The following is a 24,423-nucleotide window of genomic DNA, read 5'->3' as shown; positions in this document are numbered from 1 at the left end:
CGGGAAAAGGGGGAGGCGGCGACGGCGGAAGGCACTGCTCGCGGACGCGAGAAGATCAGCCTTCCGCCCGGCGAGCTCGCCGGACCGGGCGCGCGGCGGCGTGCCGGCCCGCGCCACCCGGCGGCGCGATGTAGCCGGTCCGTTCCTCGACCATGTCGTGCAGCTCCTGCTCCCGTTCGCTCATCCCGGCGCGCACCTCGGCGCCGAACGAACCGACGGCGCCGGCCAGCTCGCGCACGGCCTCGCCCAGGTTCGATGCTAACCCCGAGGGCGTGGCCTGACGAACCGTCTCGCCGGCCTTGCGGGTGAGCGCGACGCCGGCGAGCACGCCGACGCCGAGCCAGAACAGACGCTTCACTTCTTCCTCCGGCGAGCGGGTCGCTGGGCCTTCGCTTCCTGCTTCTTGCGGCGCGCGCGGATCGCCTTGCTGATCCCGTAGGACAGCGCGGCGGTCTTCACGAGCGGGCCGCCGAGGGTCGCGGTGAACACCGAGGACAGGGCCGAGACGTTGCCCGTGACGGCCTGCGCGTTGGCGGTGATCCCGTCGACGCGCTCGAGCTGGGTGTTCACGTGCGTGATCGTCTCGTTGGCACCCAGCAGGATCGGGTCGGTGTTCTCGTGGGCCTTGCGGATCGCGATCGTCGCCTCGTCCAGCGTCCGGCCGAGCTTGAGCAGCGGGATCGCCAGCAGCAAGACCAGCACCACGAATGCTCCTGCGGCGATCAGCGCGGCGATCTGCCCTGCCGACACGGGCCCTCCTCGGGGTTGCACGGGTCTTCGGTGTCAGTGAGGTTACCGCCTGGCCAGCCGTTCGGCGGTGTCGCCCCGCCGGTCGGTCACTCAGCGCAGCCGAACCGGTTCCGACCTGCGGTTGTGCCCCGTGCGGAACCTCCACCGGGCGAGCCGGCGCAGCGTTCGGGTGGTGGCGATCAGTCGTCCTGTTTGGCGACCGCCCGGTACAGCACCGCCATGTCCTCCTCGCCGTGGCCGGCGTCGACGGCGGCCTGCAGGTGGGCGAGCGTCGCCGCGGCCCCGGCCACGTCGACCGCGTCTCCCGCGGCCTCCACCACGAGCCGCGCGTCCTTGGCGGCCAGCGCGGCGGGGAAGCTCGTCGGGTAGTCGCCCGAGAGCATCAGCGGGCCCTTCATACGCGCGTAGCCGACGTCGAAGCCGGTCCCCTCCATCACGTCGAAGAACAGCTGCGGGTCGACGCCGAGAGCGCGGGCGAGCGCGAGGCTCTCGGCCGTGCCGTTGGTCAGCGCGAGCACCCAGGCGTTCATCACGAGCTTCAGCCGCGTGGCGGTGCCCGGCTCGGTGCCCAGCCAGCGCGTGCGCGAGCCGACGGCGTCGAAGATCAGCGCGGCGGTCTCGTGCACGTCGTCCGGCCCGGCGGCCAGGACCTGCAGCTGCGCCTGCTCGGCGGGGACCTTCGTGCCCATCACCGGGCAGTCGACGAACACGACACCCGCCTTCTCGGCGGCCTCGGCCAGCGTGGCGATCCACTCCGTGCCGACCGTGCTCATCTGCAGCCAGACCGTGCCGGCCTTGACTTCCGCGGCGGCGAAGACCTCGGCGACCGTGGGCCCGTCGGACAGCATCGTGACGAGCACGTCGGCGTCCGCCGCGGCCTCGGCCGGGGTGTCCGCGACCGTGGCGCCGTCGGCGGCCAGCGGCTCGGCCTTGCCGCGCGTGCGGTTCCACACGCGCAGCGAGACGCCGGCGCGGACGAGGTTGGCGGCCATCGGGTGGCCCATGATTCCGGTGCCCAGGAAGGCGACAGTGGTCATGGCTCCATCGTGCCCGTCGGTACCCCGGCCCGCAGACGGGGTCAGTGCCGTCAGTGGCTCAGCGCGGGCCAGGTCGACGCCCGCCCGGCCACCAGCTCGTCGAAGCCGGGGAACCCGGTGGCGCGCAACGGCTCGGCCGACGCCGTCCCCGAGCCCGACGCCGGGTGGCGCACGCGGACGGTCACGTGGCCGGGGTTCGAGCCGCCGTCGTGCCAGTGGCGGGTGTGCGCCGGGATGCCGAGCAGGTCGCCGGGCTCGCACAGCACGGCGTGGACCTGGCGGCCCGCGTGCAGGTACCAGACGGCGGAGCCGGTCACGAAGAACCGGTCCTCGTCGCGCGGCAGGCTGCGTTCGGCCGCGCCGAAGTCGCCCGTCAGCACGTCGACGGCGTGGTAACCCACGGCCGTGGTGCGCGAGTCGATGCGGTCCTGGAAACGGGCGAGCACCTCGGACTCACTGGCGCCGGGCAGCGGCCCGTCCACCGGCCAGCGGCCGAACTCGACCCCGACGCGGGCCAGCTCGGCCGTGATCGTCCCCGGGTCCTCGGTCCTCAGCAGCACGTGCCCGGGCTGGTCGTCGGGCCACACCGTCAGCAGCGTCATCGCCACCCCCTCCGTCACCGGGAATCAACCGACCTGACGGCCGGACATTCCCGCTCTCGCCGTTATACGGAAGAACGTGGCGACGTTCACGGGAGTTTCACCGAGCGGGATCGAAGGGGGAACCAACACTGCCCTGGCGGGGCAGATGATCACTCCACGCGCGGTGAACTGCGCAAACTCGACTATACATCGCGGGTATACCTGGCATGCATAGTCGCCGGCATGTCGATCAGTCACGCTCTGCTCGGGCTGCTGGAGACCGACCCGCGCCACGGCTACGACCTCAAGCGGACCTACGACGAACGGTTCGGCCAGGACCGGCCACTGCGCTACGGGCAGGTCTACTCGACGTTGTCGCGGCTGTTGAAAAACAGGCTCGTCGAAGCCGCGGGTGTCGAGGCCGGCGGCGGGCCGGACCGCAAGCGCTACACGATCACCGACGCCGGGATCACCGACATCGAGACGTGGCTGCGCACGCCGGAAGAGCCGGTCGCGCACCTGCAGAACATCCTCTACACGAAGGTCGTGCTCGCGCTGCTGTCCGGCCGCGACGCCGCCGACGTGCTCGACGTCCAGCGCGCCGAGCACCTGCGCGTGATGCGCGAGCTGACCCGGCGCAAGCGCGCGGGCGACCTCGTCGACGCGCTGATCGGCGACTACGCCCTGTTCCACCTCGAAGCCGACCTGCGCTGGCTGGAGCTGGCCGCGGCCCGTCTCGACCGGCTCGCCGAGAAGCTCGCCGCCACTCGCACTTCGCACGGATCACCCGAGGGAGGGCAAGCATGAACGCTTCGGCCGAATGCACGGAGGTGCTGCTGCGCGGGACAGTGCTGGCCAAGTCGTTGCTCTGGCAGACGGCGGTCCCGCTCGTGCTGGCCGTGGCCGCCGCGATCGGCACCGGCATCGGCCTCGCCGCGCCGGTGACGCGGCTGCTGGGCGCGTCGGTGACCGTCGACTGGGCCACCATCACCACGCTCGCCGACACCGGCGTCGCCCTCGTCTTCCTCGTGACCGCCCTCGCGCTGCCCGCCCTGCGCACCGCCATGCGGCCCGACTCCATCCGGACCGAGTGAGCCCTACTGCCGCTCGTCGCGGATGGTGCGGCGCAGGCGGGGCACGCGCTCGGCCAGGGGGCGTTCGCCGCCGCGCTGGGTGGGTTCGTAGTAGTCGCGGCCGACGAGCTCGTCCGGCGGGTACTGCTGGGCCAGGACGCCTTCCGGGACGTTGTGCGGGTAGCGGTAGCCCTGCGCGTTGCCGAGCTTCTTGGCGCCCGCGTAGTGGCCGTCGCGCAGGGGCGGGGGCACGGTGCCGGCCAGACCGGCGCGGACGTCGGCCAGGGCGGCGTCGATGGCGGTGACCACGGCGTTGGACTTCGGCGCCGTGGCGAGGTGGATGGTGGCCTGCGCGAGGGCGAGGCGGCCTTCGGGCATGCCGATGAACTGCACGGCATGGGCGGCCGCCACCGCCGCCTGCAGTGCGGTCGGATCGGCCAGGCCGACGTCCTCGCTCGCGTGGACCACGAGCCGCCGCGCGAGGAAGCGCGGGTCCTCCCCCGCCTCGATCATGCGGGCCAGGTAGTGCAGCGCGGCGTCGACGTCGGAGCCGCGGATGGACTTGATGAACGCGCTGATCACGTCGTAGTGCTGGTCGCCGTCGCGGTCGTAGCGCACGGCCGCCTTGTCCACAGTGGACTCGACGGTGGCGAGGTCGATCGTCTTGGCCTCGGTTGCCGACGCGGCGTCGGCGGCGGCCTCCAGCGCCGTCAGAGCGCGGCGCGCGTCGCCGCCGGCCAGGCGCACGAGGTGGTCGCGCGCCTCGTCGGTCAACCTGAGCGAGCCGCCCAGGCCGCGTTCGTCGGTCAGCGCGCGGTCGAGCAGCTTCACGATGTCCTCGTCGGTCAGCGGCCGCAGCTGAAGCACCAGCGACCGAGACAGCAGCGGTGACACGACGGAGAACGACGGGTTCTCGGTCGTCGCGGCCACCAGCAGCACCGTGCGGTCCTCGACCGCGCCCAGCAACGCGTCCTGCTGCGTCTTGGAGAAGCGGTGCACCTCGTCGATGAACAGCACGGTGTTCTCGGCGTTGTACTGCCGGCGCCGCCGCGCCTCCTCGATGACGCCGCGCACCTCCTTGACGCCCGCCGACAGCGCGGACATCGCGACGAACCGGCGGCCGGTCGCGATCGAGACGAGGTTCGCCAGCGTGGTCTTGCCCGTACCCGGCGGACCGTAGAGCAGCACGGACGCCGGCGCGGCCCCCTCCACGAGGCGACGCAGCGGCGCGCCCTCGCGCAGCAGGTGCTGCTGCCCGACCACCTCGTCGAGCGTGCGCGGCCGCATCCGCACGGCCAGCGGCGAGCTCGCCGGGTCGGCCTGCGGTTCGGCCGACGAACCAGCGCGCGTCGGTTCCGGCGGCGGCCCCAGGTCGGGGTTCACCGTGAAGAGTTCGTCCTGTGCCACACCGTTGACGTTAACCGACCACCCCGACAACTCCGCTTGCCCGGCCCGCGTACCCGCGCTACCGTTGACCCCGTGACCAGATGAGCAAATCTGGTCACGGAGTCAACGATCAAGGGAGACGAAGGTGCCGGACGAGCCGAACCGCGACCGCGCGGACCGGATCCTCGACGCGGCGGCCGAGCTGCTGGTGCGCTGGGGCTCGCGCAAGGTCACGATCGAGGACATCGCGCGCCGCGCCGGCATCGGCAAGGGCACCGTCTACCTGCACTGGCGCACCAAAGACTCACTGTTCGGCGCGTTGCTGATGCGCGCTTCGGTGCGGCTGCTCGAAGCGTCGGTGGCCGAGCTGCGTGCCGACCCGCACACGGTCGTGCCACACCGCTACTTCCGCTCGACGTTCCTGCTCACGACGCGAGACCCGCTGCTGTCGGCGATGCTCGCGAACGACACGGAGCTGCTCGGCGACTACGCGATCAGCGCGGCCGAGACCCAGCGGGAGGCCGCGGAGGCGGTCGAGCGCACCTTCGAGCTGTTCCTCGGCAGCGGCCTGCTGCGCGGTGACATCCCGGATGTGCGCTTCGCGCTCGGCGCCGCCTCCAGCGGTTTTTACCTTTACGGCAACATCAATCCCGAGTTCGCGGACACGCCGCTCGAGGCCAGGGCCGACGCGCTGGCCCGCGTGATCCGCGCCGCTTTCGAACCGCCGGGCGAACCCGACCCGGGGATGGTCGAGAAGGCGGCCGACGAGCTCCGCACGGTGTTCGAGGCCTACGCCTCGGCCGCCCGCGCGGTGATCTACCCGGGGAAACCCACCACCGGCGCCGGCTGATCCCGGCCAGTAGTTGAAGACAGATTGGGGCTGTCGCACCATGAGCACCGCACTTCCCGAAGCCTGGACCATCCACAAGGAACAGTTCTGGCTGCGGGGCCACCGTCCCGAAAACGCCGTGGAGTTCAAGCCCGAGCTGGGCACGTGGAACGTCTACGGCCACCCGGAGGCCCACGCCATCCTGTCCGACCCGGCCACGTTCTCCTCCGACACCGCGCGGCTGCTGCCCGAGAAGACCCTAGGCGACACCAAGGAGCTCTCGGCCGGCAACCTGCTGCAGCTGGATCCCCCGCTGCACAACAAGATGCGCAAGCTCGTGAGCCGCGCCTTCACACCGAAGGTGGTGGCCGACCTCGAGCCGCGGATCGCCGAGCTGACCCACGAGCTGCTCGACGAGGCCGCCGGGCGCGACCACCTCGAGCTCGTCGCCGATCTTGCCTACCCGCTGCCGGTGATCGTGATCGCCGAGCTGCTCGGCGTGCCGGCGAGCGACCGCCACCTGTTCCGCGAGTGGGTGGACCGGCTGTTCGAGAGCCCAGAGCAGTTCTCGCTCACCGACGACTCCGAGGAACAGCAGAAGCGGCTGCAGGAACAGCTTGCCGTGAGCCGCAAGTTCACCGACTACCTCGGCGAGCACGCGGACGAACGCCGCAGCAACCCGCGCGAAGACCTGCTCACCAAGCTCGTCGAGGCGGAGGTCGACGGAGAACGGCTGACGCGTTCGGAGATCGTGAACTTCGCCCAGGTGCTGCTGCTGGCCGGGCACATCACCACAACGATGCTGCTGGGCAACACCGTGCTGTGCCTCGACGCGTTCCCCGAGTGGGACGAGCGCGTGCGGGCGGACCGTTCGCTGCTGGCGCCGGTGATCGAGGAGTCGCTGCGCTACCTGTCGCCGTTCGGGGCCGTGGCGCGCGTGACCAACCGCGAGGTGGAAGTCGGCGGCACCACGATCCCGGCCGACCAGATGCTCATGATCTGGGTGGCCGCGGCCAACCGCGACCCGCGCGTGTTCGCCGAGCCGGACTCGTTCGACCCGACGCGCGAGGACATCGCCCACGCGCACCTGGCGTTCGGGCGCGGCATCCACTTCTGCATCGGCGCGCCGCTCGCGCGGCTCGAAGGCCGCACGGCGCTGAACATCCTGCTCGACCGCTACCCCTCGCTGCGCACGATTCCCGGTGAGCCGCCGGCGTTCCAGCCCAACCCGGCGATGACGGGCGTGACGAAGCTGCCGCTGAGCGTTTGACGATCTGCGCGTCTGGACCGTTGCGCCGCCGGCGAACACCGCTCGCCGGCGGCGTCCCGGCGGGCAGACTGAGGTGATGGTCTCCTCGATCGCCGTGCTTTCGGACATCCACGGGGTGCTGCCCGCGCTCGACGCCGTGCTCGCGGAGCCGGACGTCGCGGCGGCCGACGTGGTCGTGCTGTGCGGCGATCACGCCGCTGGTCCCCTGCCGCGGCAGACGCTCGACCGGCTCGGGGCGCTCGGCGAACGTGCGGTGTGGGTGCGCGGCAACGCCGACCGCGAACTCGTGTCACTGGCCGGCGGTGGCACCACGCAGATCCCCGACCCGATCGCGCCGTGGGCCGCGGCTCAGCTGCGCCCGGACCAGGTCGAGCTGCTCGCCGCGCTGCCGCTGACCGTCACGCTCGACGTCGACGGGCTCGGCGAGGTGCTGTTCTGCCACGCGACCCCACGCGACGACGAGGAAGTCGCCCTCGTCGACAGCCCGCTGTCCCGCTGGGCGGAGGTGCTCGGCGGCGTCACAGCGGAAACCGTGGTGTGCGGCCACACGCACATGCCGTTCGTGCGGCTCGCGGACCGCACGCGGATCGTCAACCCCGGCAGTGTCGGAATGCCGTACGGCACAACGGGTGCGCACTGGGCCCTGCTCGGCCCCGGCGTGCAGCTGCGCCGAACCCCTTACGACACCGCGAAAGCGTGCGAAGTGCTGGCTGGCTCGGGGTACGCCGACATCGAAGAATGGGCGGACTACTTCGTGCGCAACCCGGTGTCGGACGCGGAAGCGTTGCGCGTGTTCAGTCCACGCGCTCGCGGAACGACCGCCACATGATCGCCACCGCGTAGGGCAGGAACTCGCGCCCGCGGCGCCATAGCCACGGCACGCCCCGCGCGACGAGCCACACGACGTGGCTCGCGGTGCTCGGCTGGACGCCGCCCGAGCAGGTCAGGCTCACGGGTTCCGGCACCGCGAACCCGGCTTCGGCCAGCAGTGCGGTGTAGCCGAGCGCCAGCATCCGGTGGCCCAGCTCCGACGGGTGCAGCCGGTCGACACTCCACGACGGCAGGTCGTAGGCGCCGGGCATCGCGTCGAGGTCCAGGCACGGCACGCATTCGGCGGCCACGACCGCGTCGATGACCTCGTTGAGCTCCGCGACGCGGGCGCTGAGCGCGCGCTTGATCGACGGCGGGAGGCGGAACACCTTGCCGTGGTCGTGGAAGCGCACCGGCACCAGCAGCGTGCCATGGGCGGCGAGCGTGCGGATGAGCTCGGTGAGGTCGGCGGCGATCTGCTCGGCGTCGAAATCGGGCCGCAGCGTGTCGTTCATGCCGACCACGAGCAGCGCGACCTCGGGCCGGAACTCCAGCACCGCCGGCAGCTGCTGGGTCAGCACGTCCTTCATCCGCGCGCCTTCGAACGACGGGTTGAGGTACCCGTCCTCGTCCACCCCGAGCGCGGCGGCGACCAGCGGCCCCACCCCGCGCCAGCCGCCTCGGTTCGGCAGCGGATCGCCCAGACCCACGGCGGTGGAGTCCCCCAGCATGGCCAGCCGGCGCGCGCGGCGCGGCTCGTCGGCCGGCGCGGCGTCGGTGGTCTGCCGCTGCGGCGCGGGATCGGCGGGTTCGGGGAAGCGGGTGACTTCGACGCTGATCACGGTCACGCAGAAGACCATCCGGCACCGAAACTCACCTGCGGTGATGACCAGGTAACGCGGCATGGACGGGGGCTGAAACTCTTGGCATGTCCTGTCCGCCCGGCGGGGTCGGGATTGCCGGTTCCCGTGTTCACCCGCGCGAAACGGGATCTTTCGGGTAAATCGGGCCATCCCCCACCGCCGCGGGAGTCGCCGATCGCATGGTCAGGCGCCTCGGTGAGCCGATCCGGGTAGTTCGACCCAGCCCCGTGTGCCGCCGGTGATGGTGGTGGCGGGCTAGCGGAAAGCGGGGTAGAACGCGAGGTCCGCGTGCGGTCCCAGCCGCGCGCCGAGCGCCGCCGCCACGCGCTGTGCATGCTCGGCGATGTCGGTGAGGCGTGCGTAACCCGCGTGCTTCGCCAGCTCGCGCCACCACGTGACGAGCGCCGCCTCGCGGCTCACGGGCGTGGCGTGGCGGCTGAGGTCGAGCTTGGGCAGCGTCTCGCGCGTGATGAGCCAGACCATGAGCAGCTCGCTGATCGTGAGCTGCGCGGCGAGCTCCTCGTCGTCGGCGAACGAGGGCCACACGGACACGACCTCGGCGCGCCAGGCCGCGATCATCGCCTCGCTCATGCCTGCGGGCAGGGCCAGCGCGTCTTCGCAGGAGGCGAACGGCAGGCGCAGGTACGCGGCGTCGACCAGGGCCGTGCGCACACGGCCGCGTTCGAAGTCGAGGAACCGCACGCCGGAGCCGGTCACGAGGTTGTTGTCGGGGCTCAGGTCCACGGGGCTGAACGCGCGGAACGACGCCGAGCGCGCCTGCGCGACCGCCTGGGCGACGCGGTCGTGGACCGGCTCGGCGACCACCACGTCGAGCAGGTCCGCCAGCATCGGCGGCACCTCCGCGGTGAAGTCGGCGAGACCCGCGTCCTGGTTGCGCACCGGGCCGCCGAGGCGGCGCAGCAGCGCGTTGAAGTCGGCTTCGCGGCTGGCGGTGCTCGCGTGCAGGCGCCCGAGCGAGCGGGCCCACGACAGCAGCGCGCGCTCGGCCGCGCGGGAATCACGCGAGGCGAGCTTGTCCTGCAACGTCGGCGCACGGCCGAGGTCCTCGATCACGAGCACGCGGTGACGACCGTCGTGGGCGAGCAGCTCGGGGCACATGCGCTCGTCGGGCGCCAACGCCGTGAAGAGCTGGTAGCTCACGGCTTCCTGCGCGAACGGGTCGGCCTCGCCGGGCTCGGGCGGGTCGGGGTAGTACTTGATGACCAGCGTGCGCGGCAGCGCGAACGACGACGACACGACCCGGGCCCGCACGACCGTGGCCGGTCCGCTGCCCTCGAGTCCTTCCGGTGACACCAGGGTGATCGCGCTACCGAAGCGGCGCGAGAGCACCGCTTCGCCCGCCGCGACCGCCGCGGCAACAGCGAGCTGCCCGGCTCCTGCCCCGACGCCCGCGTCGCCGGCGGAGGAGGTGTCGACTGTCATTGGCACCGACCCTACTCGTGACTGAGCAACCATGACCACAGTGATCCGGGCGAGAACACGCGAACCGACGCGTAGTTCATCACCCGCGTGAAAGCGGACGTAACAGGGCGCCGGAACGTTGCTTGCGCCGTCGAAGTATCAGCACAATAGCCGCAGCGAGCACGATCCCGAGCAGGTTCACGAACAGCTGCAGCAGCGAATATCCCGCGCGGTCCCAGCGTCCGGCGACCGCCGCGACCATCACGTAGCCGGCGGCCGGCACGGTGGTCACGGAGATGAACACCCCGACCAGCGCGGCGGACTTCGCCGACGTCATCGCGAGCATCCCGGCGGCGCCGGCGAGCAGCGCGACCACGAACGACGCCGCGCCGACCTGGTAGACGAAGTCGACGTTGTAGTTGTCGACGATGCTCGTCGGGTCGAAGAACCCGGACACGCTCCCCAGCAGCACCGCCACGCCCGTGATCACCATCGCCACCGGGAACCCCACCGCCAGCGCGATCGCCGCCCGGCGGACGAGGTCCCAGCGCCGCAGGACCAGGCCCACGGCGACGGCGGCCAGCGGGCCGAACTCGGGGCCGACCACCATGGCGCCGACGACCGTGATCGGCGAGTCGGTGATCACGCCCGTGGCGGCGAGCAGGCAGGCGATCGTCAGGAACGCCTGGAACGTGACGCTCCACCGCGACTCCTCGCCCGTGCGGCCGAGCAGCTCCTGCCACACCATCGCGTCGGCACCCTCGCCGGGCGCGGCTTCCTCGGCGGCGTCGGCCGCGTCGGATACCGCGGTGTCGAGGTTCTCGAGCGTGATCCCGCCCGTGCGGTCGAGGTGCAGCGCGCACAACGCGTCGACGATGTCGCCCGCGGCTTCACGGGCGACGTCGGCCTCCACGAGGTCGCCCTCGGGCACGAGGGCGACCCCGTGGTGCACCACGAGGTGTGCGGTCCCGGAGTGTGCTCGCAGGTACGCGAGCACCTCGGGGGTCCGATCCGGCGGGCACAAGGCCCTGAGGTGGAGCATCAGCCCTGGGGCTGTGCCGGTTTCGCGCTCTGGGGCTCGGCGGCCTGGGACTTGGCCTCGGCGTTCTGGGGCTTGGCGTTCTCGGACTTCGCGCCCTGGGGCTTGGCGTCGATGCCGGCTTCCTTGCGCTGCTGTGCCGTGATGGGCGCGGGCGCGGCCGTGAGCGGGTCGTAGCCGCCGCCGGTCTTGGGGAAGGCGATGACGTCGCGCAGCGAGTCGGCCTTCGCCAGCAGCATCACGATGCGGTCCCAGCCGAACGCGATGCCGCCGTGGGGCGGCGGGCCGAAGGCGAAGGCGTCGAGCAGGAAGCCGAACTTCTCCTGCGCTTCCTCCTCGCCGAGGCCCATCAGCGCGAACACGCGCCTCTGCACGTCGCCGCGGTGGATACGGATCGAGCCGCCGCCGATCTCGTTGCCGTTGCAGACGATGTCGTAGGCGTAGGCCAGGGCGGCGCCCGGGTCCTGCTCGAACTTGTCGACCCACTCCGGCGTGGGCGAGGTGAAGGCGTGGTGCACGGCGGTCCACTTGCCCGAGCCGACGGCCACGTCGTCGCCGATGTCCTCGACCGGCGCGAACAGCGGCGCGTCGACGACCCACACGAACGACCAGGCGTCCTCGTCGATGAGGCCGAGGCGCTTGCCGATCTCGTCGCGCGCGGCGCCGAGCAGCCCCTGGGTCGTGGCGGTCTTGCCGGCGGCGAAGAAGATGCAGTCGCCGGCCTTCGCGCCGGCGGCCTTGGCCACGTTCTCGCGCTCGGTCTCCGACAGGTTCTTCGCGACCGGGCCGCCGAGCGTGCCGTCTTCGTTCACGAGGATGTAGGCGAGGCCGCGGGCGCCGCGCTGCTTGGCCCACTCCTGCCACGCGTCGAGCTGGCGGCGCGGCTGGTCGGCGCCGCCTGCCATCACGACCGCGCCCACGTAGGGCGCCTGGAACACGCGGAACGGAGTGTCGGCGAAGAACTCCGTCATGTCGGTGATCTCGAGGTCGAAGCGCAGGTCCGGCTTGTCGGAGCCGTACTTGGCCATGGCCTCGTGGTAGGTGATGCGCGGGATCGGGCGCGGGATCTCGTGGCCGATCAGCTTCCACAGCGCGGACACGATGTCCTCGCCGAGCTTGATCACGTCGTCCTGGTCGACGAAGCTCATCTCGATGTCGAGCTGCGTGAACTCCGGCTGGCGGTCGGCGCGGAAGTCTTCGTCGCGGTAGCAGCGCGCGATCTGGTAGTAGCGCTCGAGGCCACCGACCATGAGCAGCTGCTTGAACAGCTGCGGCGACTGCGGCAGCGCGTACCAGGAACCGGGCTTGAGGCGCGCCGGCACGAGGAAGTCGCGGGCACCCTCGGGGGTGGAGCGGGTCATCGTCGGCGTCTCGACCTCGACGAAGTCCTGCTCGTCGAGCACGGCGCGCGCGGCACGGCTGACCTGGCTGCGCAGGCGCATCGCGGCCGCCGGGCCGCTGCGGCGCAGGTCGAGGTAGCGGTACTTCAGGCGCACCTCTTCGCCGACGTCCACGCGGTCGTCGATCGGGAACGGCAGCGGCGCGGCCTCGGACAGCACCACGAGCTCGGTCACGAGGACCTCGATCTCGCCCGTGGGGATCTCGGCGTTCGCGTTGCCCTCGGGCCGCTTCGACACCTCGCCGACGATCTTCACGCAGAACTCCGACCGCAGCGCGTGCGCGCGCTCGGCCATCTCGCCCTCGCGGAAGACCACCTGGGCGACCCCGCTGGCGTCGCGGAGGTCGATGAAGATGACTCCGCCGTGATCGCGCCGCCGCGCCACCCAGCCGGTGAGGGTGACGGTCTGACCGGCCTGCTCGGCACGCAGGGTGCCGGCTTGATGAGTGCGGAGCACTGCGACTGCTCTCCTTAGCCCACGGGTTCACGGGTTCGTCGACGGGTTTTCGCCGAACACAGAGGCTAACGAATGGTGGGGAGAGCGCGGCGACCAGGTTTGACTCTCAGTTTGAGTCGCCGTGAGCCGGGATGGCGGAGAGCCGGTTGTGGGCATCGGCCGGGGGAAGACACACCCCGCCCTCCCCGGGGGGCGTCCCTTGTCCAGTCTATCCGGCACCCCCGACAAAAACGGCGAGAACGCCGCTGGGCCACCGAGCTGTCCACATCTCGGGGCAGGTGTGGACAACTCCGCCGGCGGTCATGCGCGGAGCGCGCCGACCGCCGGGAGAGCAGGCCCGAGCGCGAGAGGGGGACGGTGACCCGGCCGTTCGGGGGGCGGCGCGGCCGGGTCACCGCTGCTGACCGCGCCGGTCGGGGAAGGCCGGGTGGCGCGCTCAGAGCAGGCGGAGCTGTTCGGCGGGTGGTGGGGCTTCCACCCGGGGCTCCGGGACTTCCGGTTCGGCGGCTGTGCGGGGGTTGTAGCCCGTTTTGGGGGCCAGGCCGTGGCGGCGCAGCAGCGGGCCGACGCGTTCGCCGAGTTGCTGGCGGTAGGCGCGGTCGACGTAGCTGCCGCGCGCGTAGAGGCGTTTGTAGCGTGGCACCAGCGCGGGGTGGTTGCGGCCGAGCCACGACGCGAACCACTCGCGCGCGCCGGGGCGCAGGTGGAGGGGGATGACGCTGACGCTGTCGGCGCCCGCGTCGGCGAGTTCGGTGAACAGCGCGTCGAGGGCCTCGACCGAGTCGGTGAGGTACGGCAGCACCGGCGCGACGAGCACGGAACACGGCAGGCCGGCCGCGCGCGCCTTGCGCACGAGGTCGAGCCGCGCCTGCGGGCTCGGGGTGCCGGGTTCGAGACGGCGCTGCAGCTCGCGGTCGAGCAACGCGATGGACACCGCGAGGCTGACCGGGACGTCCTTGGCGACCGACTCCAGCAGCGGCAGGTCTCGGGTGAGGACCGTGCCCTTCGACAGGATCGACAGCGGCGTGCCCGAATCGGCCAGGGCGCGGATGATGCCGGGCATGAGCTGGTAGCGGCCTTCGGCGCGCTGGTACGGGTCGGTGTTGGTGCCCATGGCCACGTGCTCGCGCTGCCAGCTGGGGCGTTTCAGTTGCGCGGCAAGGACTTCCGGGGCGTTGACCTTCACCACGACCTGGGTGTCGAAGTCGTGGCCCGCGTCGAAGTCGAGGTAGGTGTGGGTGTTGCGGGCGAAACAGTTGTGGGACACCATGCCGTCGGCCACGAAATCGCCGGTGCCGGTGGTGATGTCGAACAGCGGCAGCTCCAGGCCGAGCGACTCGACGGACGTGACGACGCGCCGCACGGACCCGATCGTCGTGCCGTCGAGAGAGCGCTTCCACGCGACGGCCGGATCGGTCAGATGCAGGAACCGCAACACTTCCCCGGCACCGCCGGTCAGCCGCGCCTGGCGCCGGCCGGCGTACTCGCGGTGGCCGACCGTCTCGTGCTCGAACGAGAACCGGTCCAGCGCGGCGAACATCGCGTCGACCACGTCGGTCTCGTCGTGCGCGATCGACAGCACCCCGCGCCGGTACGCGCCCGCCAGGTCGAACAGCCCGGCGAGGAACCCGCGCGCCCAGTGCGCGTCGGGCTTCGCCGGCAGGCTCATGAAACCCACGGACGAACCGAAATCGGGCAGGTACCGCACCGCCCGCGCCGCCGCGTCCTTCTCCGTCGCGAAGCCGCCGGAGCGCAACATCCCGCACAGGTAGCCGGCGCGGTAGCCGAGCGTGTCGTCGGGTGTGCGCACGAACTTGCCGCCGCCGACGAGCTCCGTGCCCTCGACCAGGTGCGGCCGCTGCGCCGCGCCCAGCTTGCTGCCCGTGACGTACTTCCAGCCACGCGCGCTGAGGAACCGGTGGTCGGGCCCGGTGACGAGCGCGGTGCCGTCGTCGAGCGTCACGCGGTACGCCTCGCGCACCGTCGTCCAGTGCGCCAGCACCTCCGTGGGCACCAGCCGCCGCGCGACGCCGTGGCCGCGCGTGCCGAGGATCCGCTCCCCCACCTGGAGGTCGGCGATCGGCTTCGCGCGCCCGTCGGCCATCAGCACGGGTGTGCCGCCTTCAAGGCAATACGTGCACGCGTGGGAACACCCGCGGTACGGGTTCACGGTCCACCGGAACGGCACCTGCGACCCGTCGGGCACCCGGTTCAGCACGGACTTGGCGTGCACCTCGTGAAAGGTGACGCCGTCGAACTCCGGTGACCGCACGGACCGCACCAGCCCGTCCAGACCAGGCAGGATCGGCTCGCCCTCCCCTGCACGTTGTCGTTCCCATCGCACCCGTCCAGTCGAACACATGTTCTATTGTGTGTCAAACAGGTGTTCGAACGCTCACGCCGGCCAAGCCCGGCCGCGCCAGGAGGGCACACAGCGTGAACGGCCGTTACACGCAAGCGGCGATCTCGGCAGACTGAGACCCGAATGCCACCAAGATCATCAACGTGAGTTTCATGATCAAAGAGACGTTCTCCGCTGTGGCGCTACTCTTTTCGCTGAGCCCCGCGCCGGCAACCGTTTCCACCGCCGCGCCCGCTCCACACTGTGAGCTGCAAACGGGCAATACCTACCTGAGAACCTCCGGGGCGAAGAAGGTCGTCGGGTTCAAGCCGAAATTCACCTGCTCTGAACCCATGGACACGATCTCGCTGACCGGGCAGATGTTCGCCATCGCCGACGGAAGCCCGACCGCTCGCGGCGATGGGCCGACTTCCACCAATGTCGGCCAAGTGTCAGTCGAAAACAGGCGAATCGGTTTCAGCTGCTCTGACACCACAACGACCACGTGGTTCGGACGGGCGACGGTGAGCGCGGTATGGCACGGCATCCCCCAGGCCGCCACGGTCGACAGCCCACAGGCGACGCTTTCCTGCGGAGCCTAGGATCATCCGATGAAGGTATCCGAGGGCTACCACGGCTCGGGGAACGTCGTGACTGTCGAGTCGCCGGTCTACTTGATCGAGTTTTGGACAAGGGTTGCCGAGCCCGGCAGCGGTGAACAATGGAGTCTGGCCGAGTACGAGCTGACGAACTGCGAGGCCACCGAAGCCCTCGAGTGGGCGGGCCACCACAAACCAGTCGACAGCAAAGCAGTTGTCTATGCCTGCCAACGACAGCCGGCCGGCTCGCCGAGCTCGGACGTGCACATCCTTCTCGTCGGCACGGATCCGAGCAGCAACCCGTCGCGCAAGGCTTCACTGAGCTGGTCACCTCGGCGGTGAGCGCCGCCGGGAGAAACCCGGCGGCGCCCGCAAACCCCCCAAGACCTCAGATCGGGAACCGGTCCAGCGCCCGGATCTTGTTCGTCGCGTCCAGGGCCGCGACCTTGTACGCCTCCGAGAGCGTCGGGTAGTTGAACACCGCGTCCACCAGGTAGTCGACGGTGCCGCCACAGCCCATGACGGCCTGGCCGATGTGGACGAGATCCGTGGCGCCCGTGCCGAAGACGTGGACGCCCAGCAGTTTGCGGTCCACTGTGGACACCAGGAGTTTCAGCATGCCGTAGCTGTCGCCGGTGATCTGGCCGCGCGCGAGCTCGCGGTAGCGGGAGATGCCGACCTCGTACGGCACCGAGGACGACGTCAGCTGGGCCTCGGTGGCGCCGACGTAGGAGATCTCCGGAATCGTGTAGATGCCGATGGGCTGCAGGGCGCCGAGGCCGTTCGCGGGTTCGCCGAACGCGTGGTACGCGGCGAGCCGGCCCTGGTCCATCGAGGTGGCGGCGAGTGCGGGGAAGCCGATGACGTCGCCGACGGCGTAGATGTGCTCCACCTCGGTGCGGTAGTGCTCGTCGACCGACAGGCGCCCGCGCTGGTCGGCCAGCAGGCCGGCGTTCTCCAGGGCGAGCTCATGGGTCATGCCCTGGCGGCCGGCGGAGTACATCACGCCGTCGGCCGGGATGCGCTTGCCGCTGACGAGCGTGGTCACGGTCGTCTCGTCCGAGACCGCGACGTTCGCCACCTTCTCCCCGAACCGGAACGTGACGCCGAGGTCGCGGAGCTGGAACTTCAGCGACTCCACGATCTCCGGGTCGCAGAAGTCGAGCATCTGGTCGCGCTGCTCGACCACTGTCACGCGCGAGCCGAGCGCGGCGAACATCGACGCGTACTCGATCCCGATCACCCCCGCCCCCACCACCACGAGCGACGACGGGATCGCCTCGAGCCGCAGGATCTCGTCGGAGTCGAGCACGCGCGCGGCGTCGAAGTCGACGTTCGCGGGGCGCGCGGGCCGCGTGCCCGTGGCGATCACGATGTTGTCGCCCGACACCGTGCGCCGGTCGCCGACGTGCTTGCCCTCGACGAGCACCGTGTGCGGATCGGCGAACGACCCCGTGCCCGGCACGAGGTCGATGTGGTTGCGCAGCAGCTGGGCCCGGACCACCTGGACCTCGCGCCCCACCACGTGCTGGGTGCGCGCCATGAGGTCGGCGATGGTGATGTCCTGCTTCACGCGATAGCTCGCGCCGTAGAGCTCGCGCTGGTTCATCCCCGTCAGGTAGAGGACCGCCTCGCGCAGTGTCTTGGACGGAATGGTGCCGGTGTTGACGCACACCCCGCCCACCATGTCGTGGCGATCGACGACCGCCACCTTCTTCCCCAGCTTCGCGGCCGCGATGGCGGCCTTCTGCCCACCCGGGCCCGAGCCGATGACGATCAGGTCGTAGTCGTGTTCGCTCACCGTGTGAGCCTCCGCACTCACTCCCCGCGCCGCAAGCCCTGGCCCGCGCCCGCCACGCCGCATTAACGCTGTGTTCGCGCGCGGCCGACCCGAACGGCCCAAGATCCGGTGGCGAAAACAGCGGTGCCCCAGCATCGTCGGGAAGCTGGGGCACCGCTGCTCACCTGGTGCGACTAGCGGACGGACGCGTTCTGGGTCAGCTTCGCCAGGAACCCTCGCCAGCCGGCCGGCGAGAGCGCGAAGTGGCCCCCTTCGGGATCCTTGGAGTCCCGGACAGCCACCTCATCGAGCGGACCCGCCACAGGGAACCCGACCTCAACGCATTCTTGCTGCGCGTTCCCTGAGAACGACGACTTCCGCCAGTGGAAGTCACTTGTCATCTCTTGTCTCCACCTCCTCGATCAACTCGCCGATCAGCCTGACCGAATCGTCAGGACTCATCGCATCACGGCGGAGCTGTTCCGCCGCTTCCTTGTACCCACGGATGTACTGATCCGCAGTCAATGTGGAACTACTCGCATACTGCTCCAGGTAAACCACATCGGCGCCAGGTTCGGCACCCTCGATCAACACGAACCCACCATCGCGAAGCGGCGTGTACAGCGCGGCCATGGGAACGATCTGAATCGAGATCTGGGGCAGCTGCGCAACTTCGATCAGGAACCGCAACTGCTCGGTCCACGCTGTGTCGTCGCACTCCGGGTAGCGCAGCGCGTACTCGCCGATGACGAAAGTGGCTTCGACCTTCGAGGCGAGCATCTTCTCCTGCCGGCCCATGCGAAAGTCAGCACCGGCCTTGACCTGCTCCTCGGTGTCACCCGTTGCGCGCATCAAGGTTTCAGCGTAGGTCCGAGCCTGAAGCAACCCGGGAATGCGCTGCGCCTGCGCAGTGAAGATCAGCGATGCCGCAGCTTCGTATTCACTCAGCACGGCGAGCTGCCGGTTGACCCCGGTGACCCAGTTGGGGTCGGCGGCTTCCAGCCGAATCTGCAGCAGGGCCTCGAGAGCCTCGCCTTCGATGCCGAGGTGCACGCAGATCGCGCCAGTCTCGGCTTCCGAGGGGATGAGCAATCCCTGGAAGTAGCGCGAGACATGCGAGCCGTTGCGCCGGATCAGGGTCCCGAGGTGCCTGGTCGAATACCCCTTCGCTTGGGCGGCATTGCGCAGGATCGAACCGAACTCGCGCGATCGCGGCGTGGGCATGTTGCTGGCCATGCAGCAGATAGTAGCGGCTGAGAGTAGTCGGTTATTCACCCGATCGCGGCCTGCGTGAGGGTTGCGCAACCGATGCATGCATCGCATCCTTGCTTTGCTGCATGCAACGATGGCCTGCAGCTGATCAGCCGGGGAGGGCTTCGTGTACGTGTGGCAGCAGGCAGCGGGAAAGCGGCACGCCAGGCAGGCCGTGCATCGCGGGGTGCTGGACCTCGGCGCGACGTTCAAGACGCTGTGCGGCTACCGGCTGGAGGTCGGCGAGGCGGATGTGCACACGCCGGACAAGCCGTGGCTCGATCCGACGTGCGCGGGGTGCGACTACAAGATCCGGAAAGCCCTGGGGATCCCGCTGGCGTCGCGCGAAAACGCGGAGCCGTTGGTGCTGGAGGACTACGAGGACCGTCAGCGGCCGAAGGTGAAGTGCTGAGCCGTGACTGCTCACGCCCAGACCCCTGCCGCCACGTCGGGTGGCGGCAGGGCCCCCACGTCCGGGGACAGTCCTGCACATCGGCCGGGGCTTCCGGCCGGTGAGCGTCGAGCGTTGCAGGAGCTGGTCGACGCGGCCGACGCGGTCACGTGGGGGCTGTCGCTGAAGATGTCCGGAATCGTGTGGCGGCTCAGGGAAACCACGGTGCCGACGGTCCTGGAGCTCGAACTCGTGCTGGAGCGAGCGCAGAGGCTCCAGGACGCGCTGGAGAAGTGCCGGGTGTTCGTCCACGAGCGGGTCAGTGAACCTGAGCGACCCGCCTGACGGATCCCGCACGAGGACCCGCCGGGGCCTTCTCGAAAGACCGTTCTCAATACCGGTCGAGGTCCCGTTCACAACGCAGCCGAAGCGTCGTACTCCCCTGCGCGGCAGCCAGCTCCACCGCCGTCTTCAGGCGGATCCGGCCCTGCTCGCGCCCGTCGTAGGCGGAGCGCAGCCGCAACACCTCGGGGAGCCACCAGAGGTCGTCACGGGCTTGGCCGACGACGAGGGCCGCGTCGAGGGCGGCGCGGGCCGGGCCGGGGCGGTCGTGGCGGGCCAGCAGGTCGGCTTGCAGTGCGAGCCAGTAGGGCATGCGGGCGAGCGAGCCCTCGGCCTTGAGGTTGGCGACGCCGCGGCGGATGTCGGCGAGGCCGTCGGCGTCGCCGCGCACCCAGCCGCCCAGGACGAGGCCCCATTCGCGGTAGTAGGCGAAGCCGTAGCGGTCGCAGAGCTCGCGCAGCTCGGCCGAGCGTTCCTTCACCTCGTCGAGGTCGCCGCGCATCTGGTGGGTGATGCCGGCGTACGCGAGGGCCACGGCGAGGCTGTACGGGTGCGTCTTCGTGCGCGCCAGGCTCACGGCTTCACGGCTGCTGCGGAGCGCTTCGTCCTCGTGCCCCAGCAGCCAATGCGCGTGCGCGGCCCAGGCCGGGCTGTGCACCTCGGGCCGCGTGCCGATGGGCAGCGACGGCGCGCCGCGCGTGAGGCGGGCGGCGAGGTCGAAGTGGCGCAGCGCCTCCCCTGGCCGGCCGAGGCTCACCGACGAGCCGGCGAACGCGAAGTGCGCGGAGCCGTTGAGCTCGTCTTTTGTGCGGTCGTCGTCGACGAGTTCAAGCGCGCGTTTCGCGGCCTCGTGCGCACGGGCGGTGCGGCCTTGCACGAACCGCGACGTCCACAGCCCGACCAAGGCGACGAGCGTGGAATCCTGCTGCCCCAGGCGTTCCGCGAGCACAATCGAGCGTTCGAGGGCCCGCTGGAGGTCGGGGGACGCGTAGCCGAGCCGGGCGTTGAGGGGTCCGGAAAGGGCTTCGAGCACCGCCAGCTCACGACGGTCGGTCTCGGGGCCGGCGGGGGCGCCGGCGAGCAGCGACAGGGCTTCGCGCAGCAGCCGGATCGCCTCGCCGTGGGCGAAGGTGCCGGCCGCGAGCTCGGCGGCCCGGCGGTAGAACTCGACCGCACGATCGGGGCGGCCGCCGCGGGCGTACTGCTCGGCCAGCTGCGCGGAGACCGAACTGGTGTCGCCGGGGTGCAGCAGTTCGAGGCTCTGGGCGAGCCGGCGGTGCAGCAACCAACGCCGCGCGCGGGTCACCTGCCGGTAGGCGGCGTCGCGGAGCAGGTCGTGGGAGAAGTCGTAGCCGTCGCGGAAGTCGCGCAGGATCCGCAGCCGCCACAACTCGTCGACGGCGCGCACCACGGCTTCGGCGTCGAGGTCGCTGGCCTCGGTGAGCAGGTCGAGCGTGAAATCGCGGCCGACGGCGGCGGCCAGGCCCGCGATCTCGCGGGCGTCCGGGGTCGGCTGTCGCAGGCGTTCGGTGAGCACGGCGTCGAGGTCTCCGGGCGGGCCGCCGGAGCGCAACGCCTCCACCACGGACAGCGGGAAGCCGCCGGTCGCGACGTGCAGAAGGGTGAGCTCGTCGCCCGTGGGCAGGAGGCCGGAGACGGATTCGGCCAGGCGCGCGGTGTCGTCGACGTCGAGCGGGCTCAGATCCACTTCGGACAGCCGGCCGGTGGCGCGCAGGCGTTCGGTCCAGCCGGCCAGGGTGCCGTCGCCGTGATCCGACCGCTGCGTCGCGGCGAGCAGCAGCGGCGCGCGCGGTTCGAGACCGAGGCAGAAGAGCAGGAACGCCAGGGTTTCCTGATCGCACCACTGCGCGTTGTCGAGCACGAGCAACGTCGGCCGGCCGGCGCCGGTGAGGGCGCGGGCGAGGCCTTCGAAGAAGCGGTGCCGCTGCCACGCGTCGGCCACCGCGCGCACTGTGCGCACAACGGGGGCCGGTCCGCTGTCCTTGCCGGCCGGGACGAGCCGATCCACTTCGGCGCGCCACACCGGCGCGAGCGTCGCCAAAGACGGCTGGAGCACGGGGTTGCGCAGCCAGTCCGCCACCGGTGCCAGCGCGAGGCGGCCCGACGTCCCGAAGCACTGCGTCCCTGCCACCACCGCGCCTTGGCTGCGCGCGAGCCGGGCCAGCTCGACCACGAGCCGCGTCTTGCCGACGCCGGCGTCGCCCCGCACGAGCGCCACCGACGGCTGTCCGCGCGCGGCTTGCTGCCACCGTTCCCGCAGCTGCGTGAACTCGCGGGTGCGGCCGACGAGCAGGGATTCGCGGCTGGGCACGGCATCGGCCAGGAGCCGCCGCAAGGCCGCCTGCGTGGCGCGGTCGGGCACCACGCCCAGCTCGCGTTCGAGCACCGACGCGCACTGGTGGTAGGTGCTCACGGCCCCGGCGCGGTCGCCGAGGTCGGCCTGCAGCTCCATGAGCGTGCGGTAGCCCAGCTCCTCCAACGGCCGCAGGCGGATGCGGCGGCGGGCCGTCTCGGCGGCGCCCGCGAGGTCACCCAGGCGGCGCTGGGCGTCGCCGAGCAGGTCGCACAGCGCCACGCACTGTTGTTCCAGCTCGTTGCGGGGTTCGAAGAGCCACTCGTCGTCGAGACCGGGCATCAGCTCGCCGCGGTACTCGGATAGCGCGGCGCCCGCGTGGGCGCGGACTTCCTCGTCTTCGCCGGCGGCCAGGGCAGCTCGGCGTTCGGCGTCGAACACGCGCACGTCGACGCGGCAGCGGGGAGTGTCCTGCCAGGACAGATCCGTCGCGGTCGCGAGCAGAGCCGAGTCCTCGCCGAGGACCTGGCGCAGGTGGTGCAGCTCGCGGCGCAGGTTCGTGCGGGCCTGCGCATCGGAGGAATCGGGCCAGAACAGCGACGCGATCCGCTGCCTCGGCTGCGGCAGCCCCGCGTGGGTCACCAGGTAGCCGACGAGCGCGATCGCCCGCGGCGACCGGGTCACCGCCGGCCCGGTCGCACCGTGGGTGACCGACTGCTCGCCCAGCAGCGACACGTAGAGCATCCCGGGGTGCCTCCTGCCCAGGCACGGTAGTCGGGCGCACGCCGACGGTGGGCACACCGGATGACTCCCGCGCCAGGTCGGCTCGCCAGCCTGCGGTGCGCGTCGTTGAGAAGTCCTTGTGGACCGCCAAAAAGATCGGCAGCCGTTCCCCGGTACCGGCAAAAAACTCGTCGCCCCGAACGCCGCGAACGGGCCCCTCGGCGAACCCGAACGCTGCGCGAACGCCCCGTGCCTAACTTCGGTGGGGCAGGCAGCCCGACCGGGAGGCCGTTCCACATCAGGGAGAAACCGCATGACCACCATCACCGCACCGTTCCCCGAGCTGGCACTCGCGCTGAGGGGCGAGCTCGTGACGCGCGGCGACGACGGCTACGACCAGGCGCGCGCCGTCTACAACGGGATGATCGACAAGCACCCGGCCGCCATCGCCCGGTGCGCGGATGCCGCGGACGTCGTCACGTGTGTGAATTTCGCGCGGGAGAACCGGATCGACCTCGCCGTGCGCGGCGGCGGGCACAACGCCGGCGGGCTCGGCATCGCCGACGACGCACTGGTGATCGACCTTTCCGCGCTGCGCAGCACGACCGTGGACCCCGAGACGCACACCGTGCGCGTCGACGCCGGGTGCACCTGGGGCGACGTCGACCACGCGACCGTGGCCTTCGGCATGGCCACCCCGTCGGGGATCATCGGCTCGACCGGCGTCGGCGGGCTCACCCTCGGCGGCGGGATCGGGTACCTGGCCCGGCGCTTCGGGCTGACCGTGGACAACCTGCTCTCCGCGGACGTCGTGCTCGCCGACGGCAGCTTCGTGCACGCCAGCGAGAAGTCGCACCCGGACCTGTTCTGGGCCCTGCGCGGAGGCGGCGGGAACTTCGGAGTCGTCACGTCGTTCACCTTCCGCTGCCACGACATCGGCGAACACGGCACGATCATCGGCGGCCCGGTGCTGTACTCGCTGGACGACACCGAAGACGTGCTGCGCTGGTACCGCGAGCTGCTGCCGTCGCTGCCCGAGGAGCTCAGCGGCTGGTTCGGCCTGATCACCATCCCACCGGCCCCGCCGTTCCCCGAGGAGCTGTGGAACCGCAAGGCCTGCGCCATCGTGTGGTGCTACACGGGTTCACACGCGCGGGCCGACGAGGTCCTCGAGCCGGTGCGCTCCTTCGGCTCGCCGCTGCTGGTGGGTCTGCAGCCGATGCCCTTCACGGCGCTGCAGAGTGCGTTTGACGCGCTCTACCCGACGGGTCTGCAGTGGTACTGGCGTGCCGACGTCACCACGGAGATCTCCGACGAGGCCATCGCCATCCACCGCCGCTTCGGCGAGGCCCTGCCGACCATGCACTCCACCATGCACATGTACCCGATCGACGGCGCCGCCGCCCGTGTCGCCGCCGACGCCACGGCGTTCCCCTACCGCGACGGTGGCTGGTCCGGCGTGATCGTGGGCGTCGACCCCTCGCCCGACAATCGGGAGAAGATCACGCGCTGGACGAAGGACTACTGGACCGAGTTGCACCCGACCTCGGCCGGCGGCGCGTACGTCAACTTCATGATGGAAGAGGGCGACGACCGCGTGAAGGCCGCCTACCGCGACAACTACGAGCGGCTGGCGCAGGTCAAGAACCGGTACGACCCGGAGAACCTGTTCCACATCAACCAGAACATCCGGCCGTCCGGTTCGTGAGCGGCCCGGCCGGGTGGCTGCGGCGCGGCGGTCGGGGCCGCACCGCAGCACTGGGCGG

General features: G+C 70.9%; 24 protein-coding genes. 10 read left to right on the top strand and 14 right to left on the bottom strand.

Annotation, left to right across the window (positions count from 1 at the left end):
* Positions 1–55 precede the first annotated feature (55 nt).
* From K1T34_RS31790 to K1T34_RS31775, 4 genes are all read right to left on the bottom strand, one after another.
* On the bottom strand, positions 56–358 hold the full coding sequence (locus K1T34_RS31790) for a hypothetical protein (protein WP_220238437.1): 303 nt from the start codon (positions 356–358) through the stop codon (positions 56–58).
* Positions 355–750, bottom strand: a complete 396-nt coding sequence (locus K1T34_RS31785) for a DUF948 domain-containing protein (protein ID WP_220238436.1) — start codon at positions 748–750, stop codon at positions 355–357. The genes K1T34_RS31790 and K1T34_RS31785 overlap by 4 nt, the downstream gene beginning before the upstream one ends.
* Positions 751–929: 179 nt before the next feature.
* Complete coding sequence (locus K1T34_RS31780; protein ID WP_220238435.1) at positions 930–1,787, bottom strand: NAD(P)-dependent oxidoreductase; 858 nt, start codon at positions 1,785–1,787, stop codon at positions 930–932.
* Positions 1,788–1,837: 50 nt separating this feature from the next.
* Positions 1,838–2,389: a cupin gene (locus tag K1T34_RS31775; RefSeq protein WP_220238434.1), complete on the bottom strand. Its 552-nt coding sequence runs from the start codon at positions 2,387–2,389 to the stop codon at positions 1,838–1,840.
* Positions 2,390–2,611: 222 nt separating this feature from the next.
* Between K1T34_RS31775 and K1T34_RS31770 the strand changes: the two genes are divergently transcribed.
* Positions 2,612–3,175 (top strand): PadR family transcriptional regulator, encoded by a 564-nt coding sequence (locus tag K1T34_RS31770; RefSeq protein WP_220238433.1) that lies wholly within the window; start codon positions 2,612–2,614, stop codon positions 3,173–3,175.
* The gene (locus K1T34_RS31765; RefSeq protein WP_220238432.1) at positions 3,172–3,462 is read left to right on the top strand and encodes a hypothetical protein; all 291 of its coding nucleotides are present in this window, start codon (positions 3,172–3,174) and stop codon (positions 3,460–3,462) included. The genes K1T34_RS31770 and K1T34_RS31765 overlap by 4 nt, the downstream gene beginning before the upstream one ends.
* A 3-nt stretch (positions 3,463–3,465) precedes the next feature.
* On the opposite strand, the gene K1T34_RS31760 is transcribed toward K1T34_RS31765, so the two are convergent.
* Positions 3,466–4,848: a replication-associated recombination protein A gene (locus tag K1T34_RS31760; RefSeq protein ID WP_220238431.1), complete on the bottom strand. Its 1,383-nt coding sequence runs from the start codon at positions 4,846–4,848 to the stop codon at positions 3,466–3,468.
* A 124-nt stretch (positions 4,849–4,972) separates the two neighbouring features.
* On the opposite strand from K1T34_RS31760, the gene K1T34_RS31755 reads away from it, so the two are divergent.
* From K1T34_RS31755 to K1T34_RS31745, 3 genes are all read left to right on the top strand, one after another.
* Positions 4,973–5,677 (top strand): TetR/AcrR family transcriptional regulator, encoded by a 705-nt coding sequence (locus K1T34_RS31755; RefSeq protein WP_220238430.1) that lies wholly within the window; start codon positions 4,973–4,975, stop codon positions 5,675–5,677.
* 40 nt (positions 5,678–5,717) lie between these two features.
* Positions 5,718–6,926, top strand: coding sequence for a cytochrome P450 (locus K1T34_RS31750; RefSeq protein ID WP_220238429.1), 1,209 nt, complete (start codon positions 5,718–5,720; stop codon positions 6,924–6,926).
* A gap of 76 nt (positions 6,927–7,002) precedes the next feature.
* Positions 7,003–7,755: a metallophosphoesterase gene (locus K1T34_RS31745; protein ID WP_220238428.1), complete on the top strand. Its 753-nt coding sequence runs from the start codon at positions 7,003–7,005 to the stop codon at positions 7,753–7,755.
* Here the strand turns inward: K1T34_RS31745 and K1T34_RS31740 are convergent.
* From K1T34_RS31740 to K1T34_RS31720, 5 genes are all read right to left on the bottom strand, one after another.
* Positions 7,721–8,596: an SGNH/GDSL hydrolase family protein gene (locus K1T34_RS31740; protein WP_220247516.1), complete on the bottom strand. Its 876-nt coding sequence runs from the start codon at positions 8,594–8,596 to the stop codon at positions 7,721–7,723. The genes K1T34_RS31745 and K1T34_RS31740 overlap by 35 nt on opposite strands.
* Positions 8,597–8,854: 258 nt before the next feature.
* On the bottom strand, positions 8,855–10,042 hold the full coding sequence (locus tag K1T34_RS31735) for a phosphotransferase (RefSeq protein ID WP_220238427.1): 1,188 nt from the start codon (positions 10,040–10,042) through the stop codon (positions 8,855–8,857).
* A 79-nt stretch (positions 10,043–10,121) separates the two neighbouring features.
* Positions 10,122–11,063 carry a DUF389 domain-containing protein gene (locus K1T34_RS31730; RefSeq protein ID WP_220238426.1) on the bottom strand — a complete coding sequence of 314 codons (942 nt, stop codon included), beginning with the start codon at positions 11,061–11,063 and terminating at the stop codon, positions 10,122–10,124.
* Entirely contained in the window at positions 11,063–12,916 is a 1,854-nt protein-coding gene (gene aspS / locus K1T34_RS31725) for an aspartate--tRNA ligase (protein WP_255637707.1), read from the bottom strand. Before aspS ends, K1T34_RS31730 begins: the two co-directional genes overlap by 1 nt.
* Before the next feature lie 436 nt (positions 12,917–13,352).
* On the bottom strand, positions 13,353–15,278 hold the full coding sequence (locus tag K1T34_RS31720; protein WP_255637705.1) for an intein-containing Rv2578c family radical SAM protein: 1,926 nt from the start codon (positions 15,276–15,278) through the stop codon (positions 13,353–13,355).
* Positions 15,279–15,421: 143 nt separating this feature from the next.
* Here K1T34_RS31720 and K1T34_RS31715 point away from each other — a divergent pair, with 143 nt between their 5' ends.
* The gene (locus K1T34_RS31715; protein WP_220238424.1) at positions 15,422–15,859 is read left to right on the top strand and encodes a hypothetical protein; all 438 of its coding nucleotides are present in this window, start codon (positions 15,422–15,424) and stop codon (positions 15,857–15,859) included.
* A gap of 9 nt (positions 15,860–15,868) precedes the next feature.
* A complete protein-coding gene (locus tag K1T34_RS31710; protein WP_220238423.1) occupies positions 15,869–16,198 on the top strand; it encodes a hypothetical protein in 330 nt (109 codons plus the stop codon).
* 46 nt (positions 16,199–16,244) lie between these two features.
* Here K1T34_RS31710 and sthA read toward each other — a convergent pair whose 3' ends face one another.
* The 3 genes from sthA to K1T34_RS31695 all read right to left on the bottom strand — a co-directional run bounded on the left by sthA (position 16,245) and on the right by K1T34_RS31695 (position 18,872).
* Positions 16,245–17,657: a Si-specific NAD(P)(+) transhydrogenase gene (sthA, locus tag K1T34_RS31705; RefSeq protein ID WP_220238422.1), complete on the bottom strand. Its 1,413-nt coding sequence runs from the start codon at positions 17,655–17,657 to the stop codon at positions 16,245–16,247.
* A gap of 173 nt (positions 17,658–17,830) precedes the next feature.
* Entirely contained in the window at positions 17,831–18,037 is a 207-nt protein-coding gene (locus tag K1T34_RS31700; protein WP_220238421.1) for a DUF397 domain-containing protein, read from the bottom strand.
* Positions 18,027–18,872: a helix-turn-helix transcriptional regulator gene (locus K1T34_RS31695; RefSeq protein WP_220238420.1), complete on the bottom strand. Its 846-nt coding sequence runs from the start codon at positions 18,870–18,872 to the stop codon at positions 18,027–18,029. Before K1T34_RS31695 ends, K1T34_RS31700 begins: the two co-directional genes overlap by 11 nt.
* A 142-nt stretch (positions 18,873–19,014) precedes the next feature.
* On the opposite strand from K1T34_RS31695, the gene K1T34_RS31690 reads away from it, so the two are divergent.
* Both K1T34_RS31690 and K1T34_RS31685 read left to right on the top strand, forming a co-directional pair.
* Complete coding sequence (locus K1T34_RS31690; RefSeq protein WP_220238419.1) at positions 19,015–19,299, top strand: zinc finger protein; 285 nt, start codon at positions 19,015–19,017, stop codon at positions 19,297–19,299.
* A gap of 114 nt (positions 19,300–19,413) precedes the next feature.
* Positions 19,414–19,623 carry a hypothetical protein gene (locus tag K1T34_RS31685; RefSeq protein ID WP_220238418.1) on the top strand — a complete coding sequence of 70 codons (210 nt, stop codon included), beginning with the start codon at positions 19,414–19,416 and terminating at the stop codon, positions 19,621–19,623.
* A 46-nt stretch (positions 19,624–19,669) separates the two neighbouring features.
* Here the strand turns inward: K1T34_RS31685 and K1T34_RS31680 are convergent, their stop codons facing one another.
* Positions 19,670–22,678, bottom strand: coding sequence for a BREX system ATP-binding domain-containing protein (locus K1T34_RS31680; RefSeq protein ID WP_220238417.1), 3,009 nt, complete (start codon positions 22,676–22,678; stop codon positions 19,670–19,672).
* A 292-nt stretch (positions 22,679–22,970) separates the two neighbouring features.
* Between K1T34_RS31680 and K1T34_RS31675 the strand changes: the two genes are divergently transcribed.
* The gene (locus K1T34_RS31675) at positions 22,971–24,365 is read left to right on the top strand and encodes an FAD-binding oxidoreductase (protein ID WP_220238416.1); all 1,395 of its coding nucleotides are present in this window, start codon (positions 22,971–22,973) and stop codon (positions 24,363–24,365) included.
* Positions 24,366–24,423 lie beyond the last annotated feature (58 nt).

This window comes from Amycolatopsis sp. DSM 110486 (genome assembly GCF_019468465.1).
Lineage (GTDB): Bacteria > Actinomycetota > Actinomycetes > Mycobacteriales > Pseudonocardiaceae > Amycolatopsis.
This window is presented reverse-complemented; position numbering and strand designations above follow the sequence as displayed.

Excerpts from the sequence above, each read along its gene's own strand:
- K1T34_RS31730 (WP_220238426.1), bottom strand. The coding sequence starts at position 11,063 with ATGCTCCACCTCAGGGCCTTGTGCCCGCCGGATCGGACCCCCGAGGTG.
- K1T34_RS31700 (WP_220238421.1), bottom strand. The coding sequence starts at position 18,037 with ATGACAAGTGACTTCCACTGGCGGAAGTCGTCGTTCTCAGGGAACGCG.
- K1T34_RS31695 (WP_220238420.1), bottom strand. The coding sequence starts at position 18,872 with ATGGCCAGCAACATGCCCACGCCGCGATCGCGCGAGTTCGGTTCGATC.
- K1T34_RS31675 (WP_220238416.1), top strand. The coding sequence starts at position 22,971 with ATGACCACCATCACCGCACCGTTCCCCGAGCTGGCACTCGCGCTGAGG.
- K1T34_RS31780 (WP_220238435.1), bottom strand. The coding sequence starts at position 1,787 with ATGACCACTGTCGCCTTCCTGGGCACCGGAATCATGGGCCACCCGATG.
- K1T34_RS31735 (WP_220238427.1), bottom strand. The coding sequence starts at position 10,042 with ATGACAGTCGACACCTCCTCCGCCGGCGACGCGGGCGTCGGGGCAGGA.
- K1T34_RS31680 (WP_220238417.1), bottom strand. The coding sequence starts at position 22,678 with ATGCTCTACGTGTCGCTGCTGGGCGAGCAGTCGGTCACCCACGGTGCG.
- K1T34_RS31710 (WP_220238423.1), top strand. The coding sequence starts at position 15,869 with ATGAAGGTATCCGAGGGCTACCACGGCTCGGGGAACGTCGTGACTGTC.
- K1T34_RS31770 (WP_220238433.1), top strand. The coding sequence starts at position 2,612 with ATGTCGATCAGTCACGCTCTGCTCGGGCTGCTGGAGACCGACCCGCGC.
- K1T34_RS31745 (WP_220238428.1), top strand. The coding sequence starts at position 7,003 with ATGGTCTCCTCGATCGCCGTGCTTTCGGACATCCACGGGGTGCTGCCC.
- K1T34_RS31765 (WP_220238432.1), top strand. The coding sequence starts at position 3,172 with ATGAACGCTTCGGCCGAATGCACGGAGGTGCTGCTGCGCGGGACAGTG.
- K1T34_RS31775 (WP_220238434.1), bottom strand. The coding sequence starts at position 2,389 with ATGACGCTGCTGACGGTGTGGCCCGACGACCAGCCCGGGCACGTGCTG.
- K1T34_RS31740 (WP_220247516.1), bottom strand. The coding sequence starts at position 8,596 with ATGGTCTTCTGCGTGACCGTGATCAGCGTCGAAGTCACCCGCTTCCCC.
- K1T34_RS31720 (WP_255637705.1), bottom strand. The coding sequence starts at position 15,278 with ATGTGTTCGACTGGACGGGTGCGATGGGAACGACAACGTGCAGGGGAG.
- K1T34_RS31750 (WP_220238429.1), top strand. The coding sequence starts at position 5,718 with ATGAGCACCGCACTTCCCGAAGCCTGGACCATCCACAAGGAACAGTTC.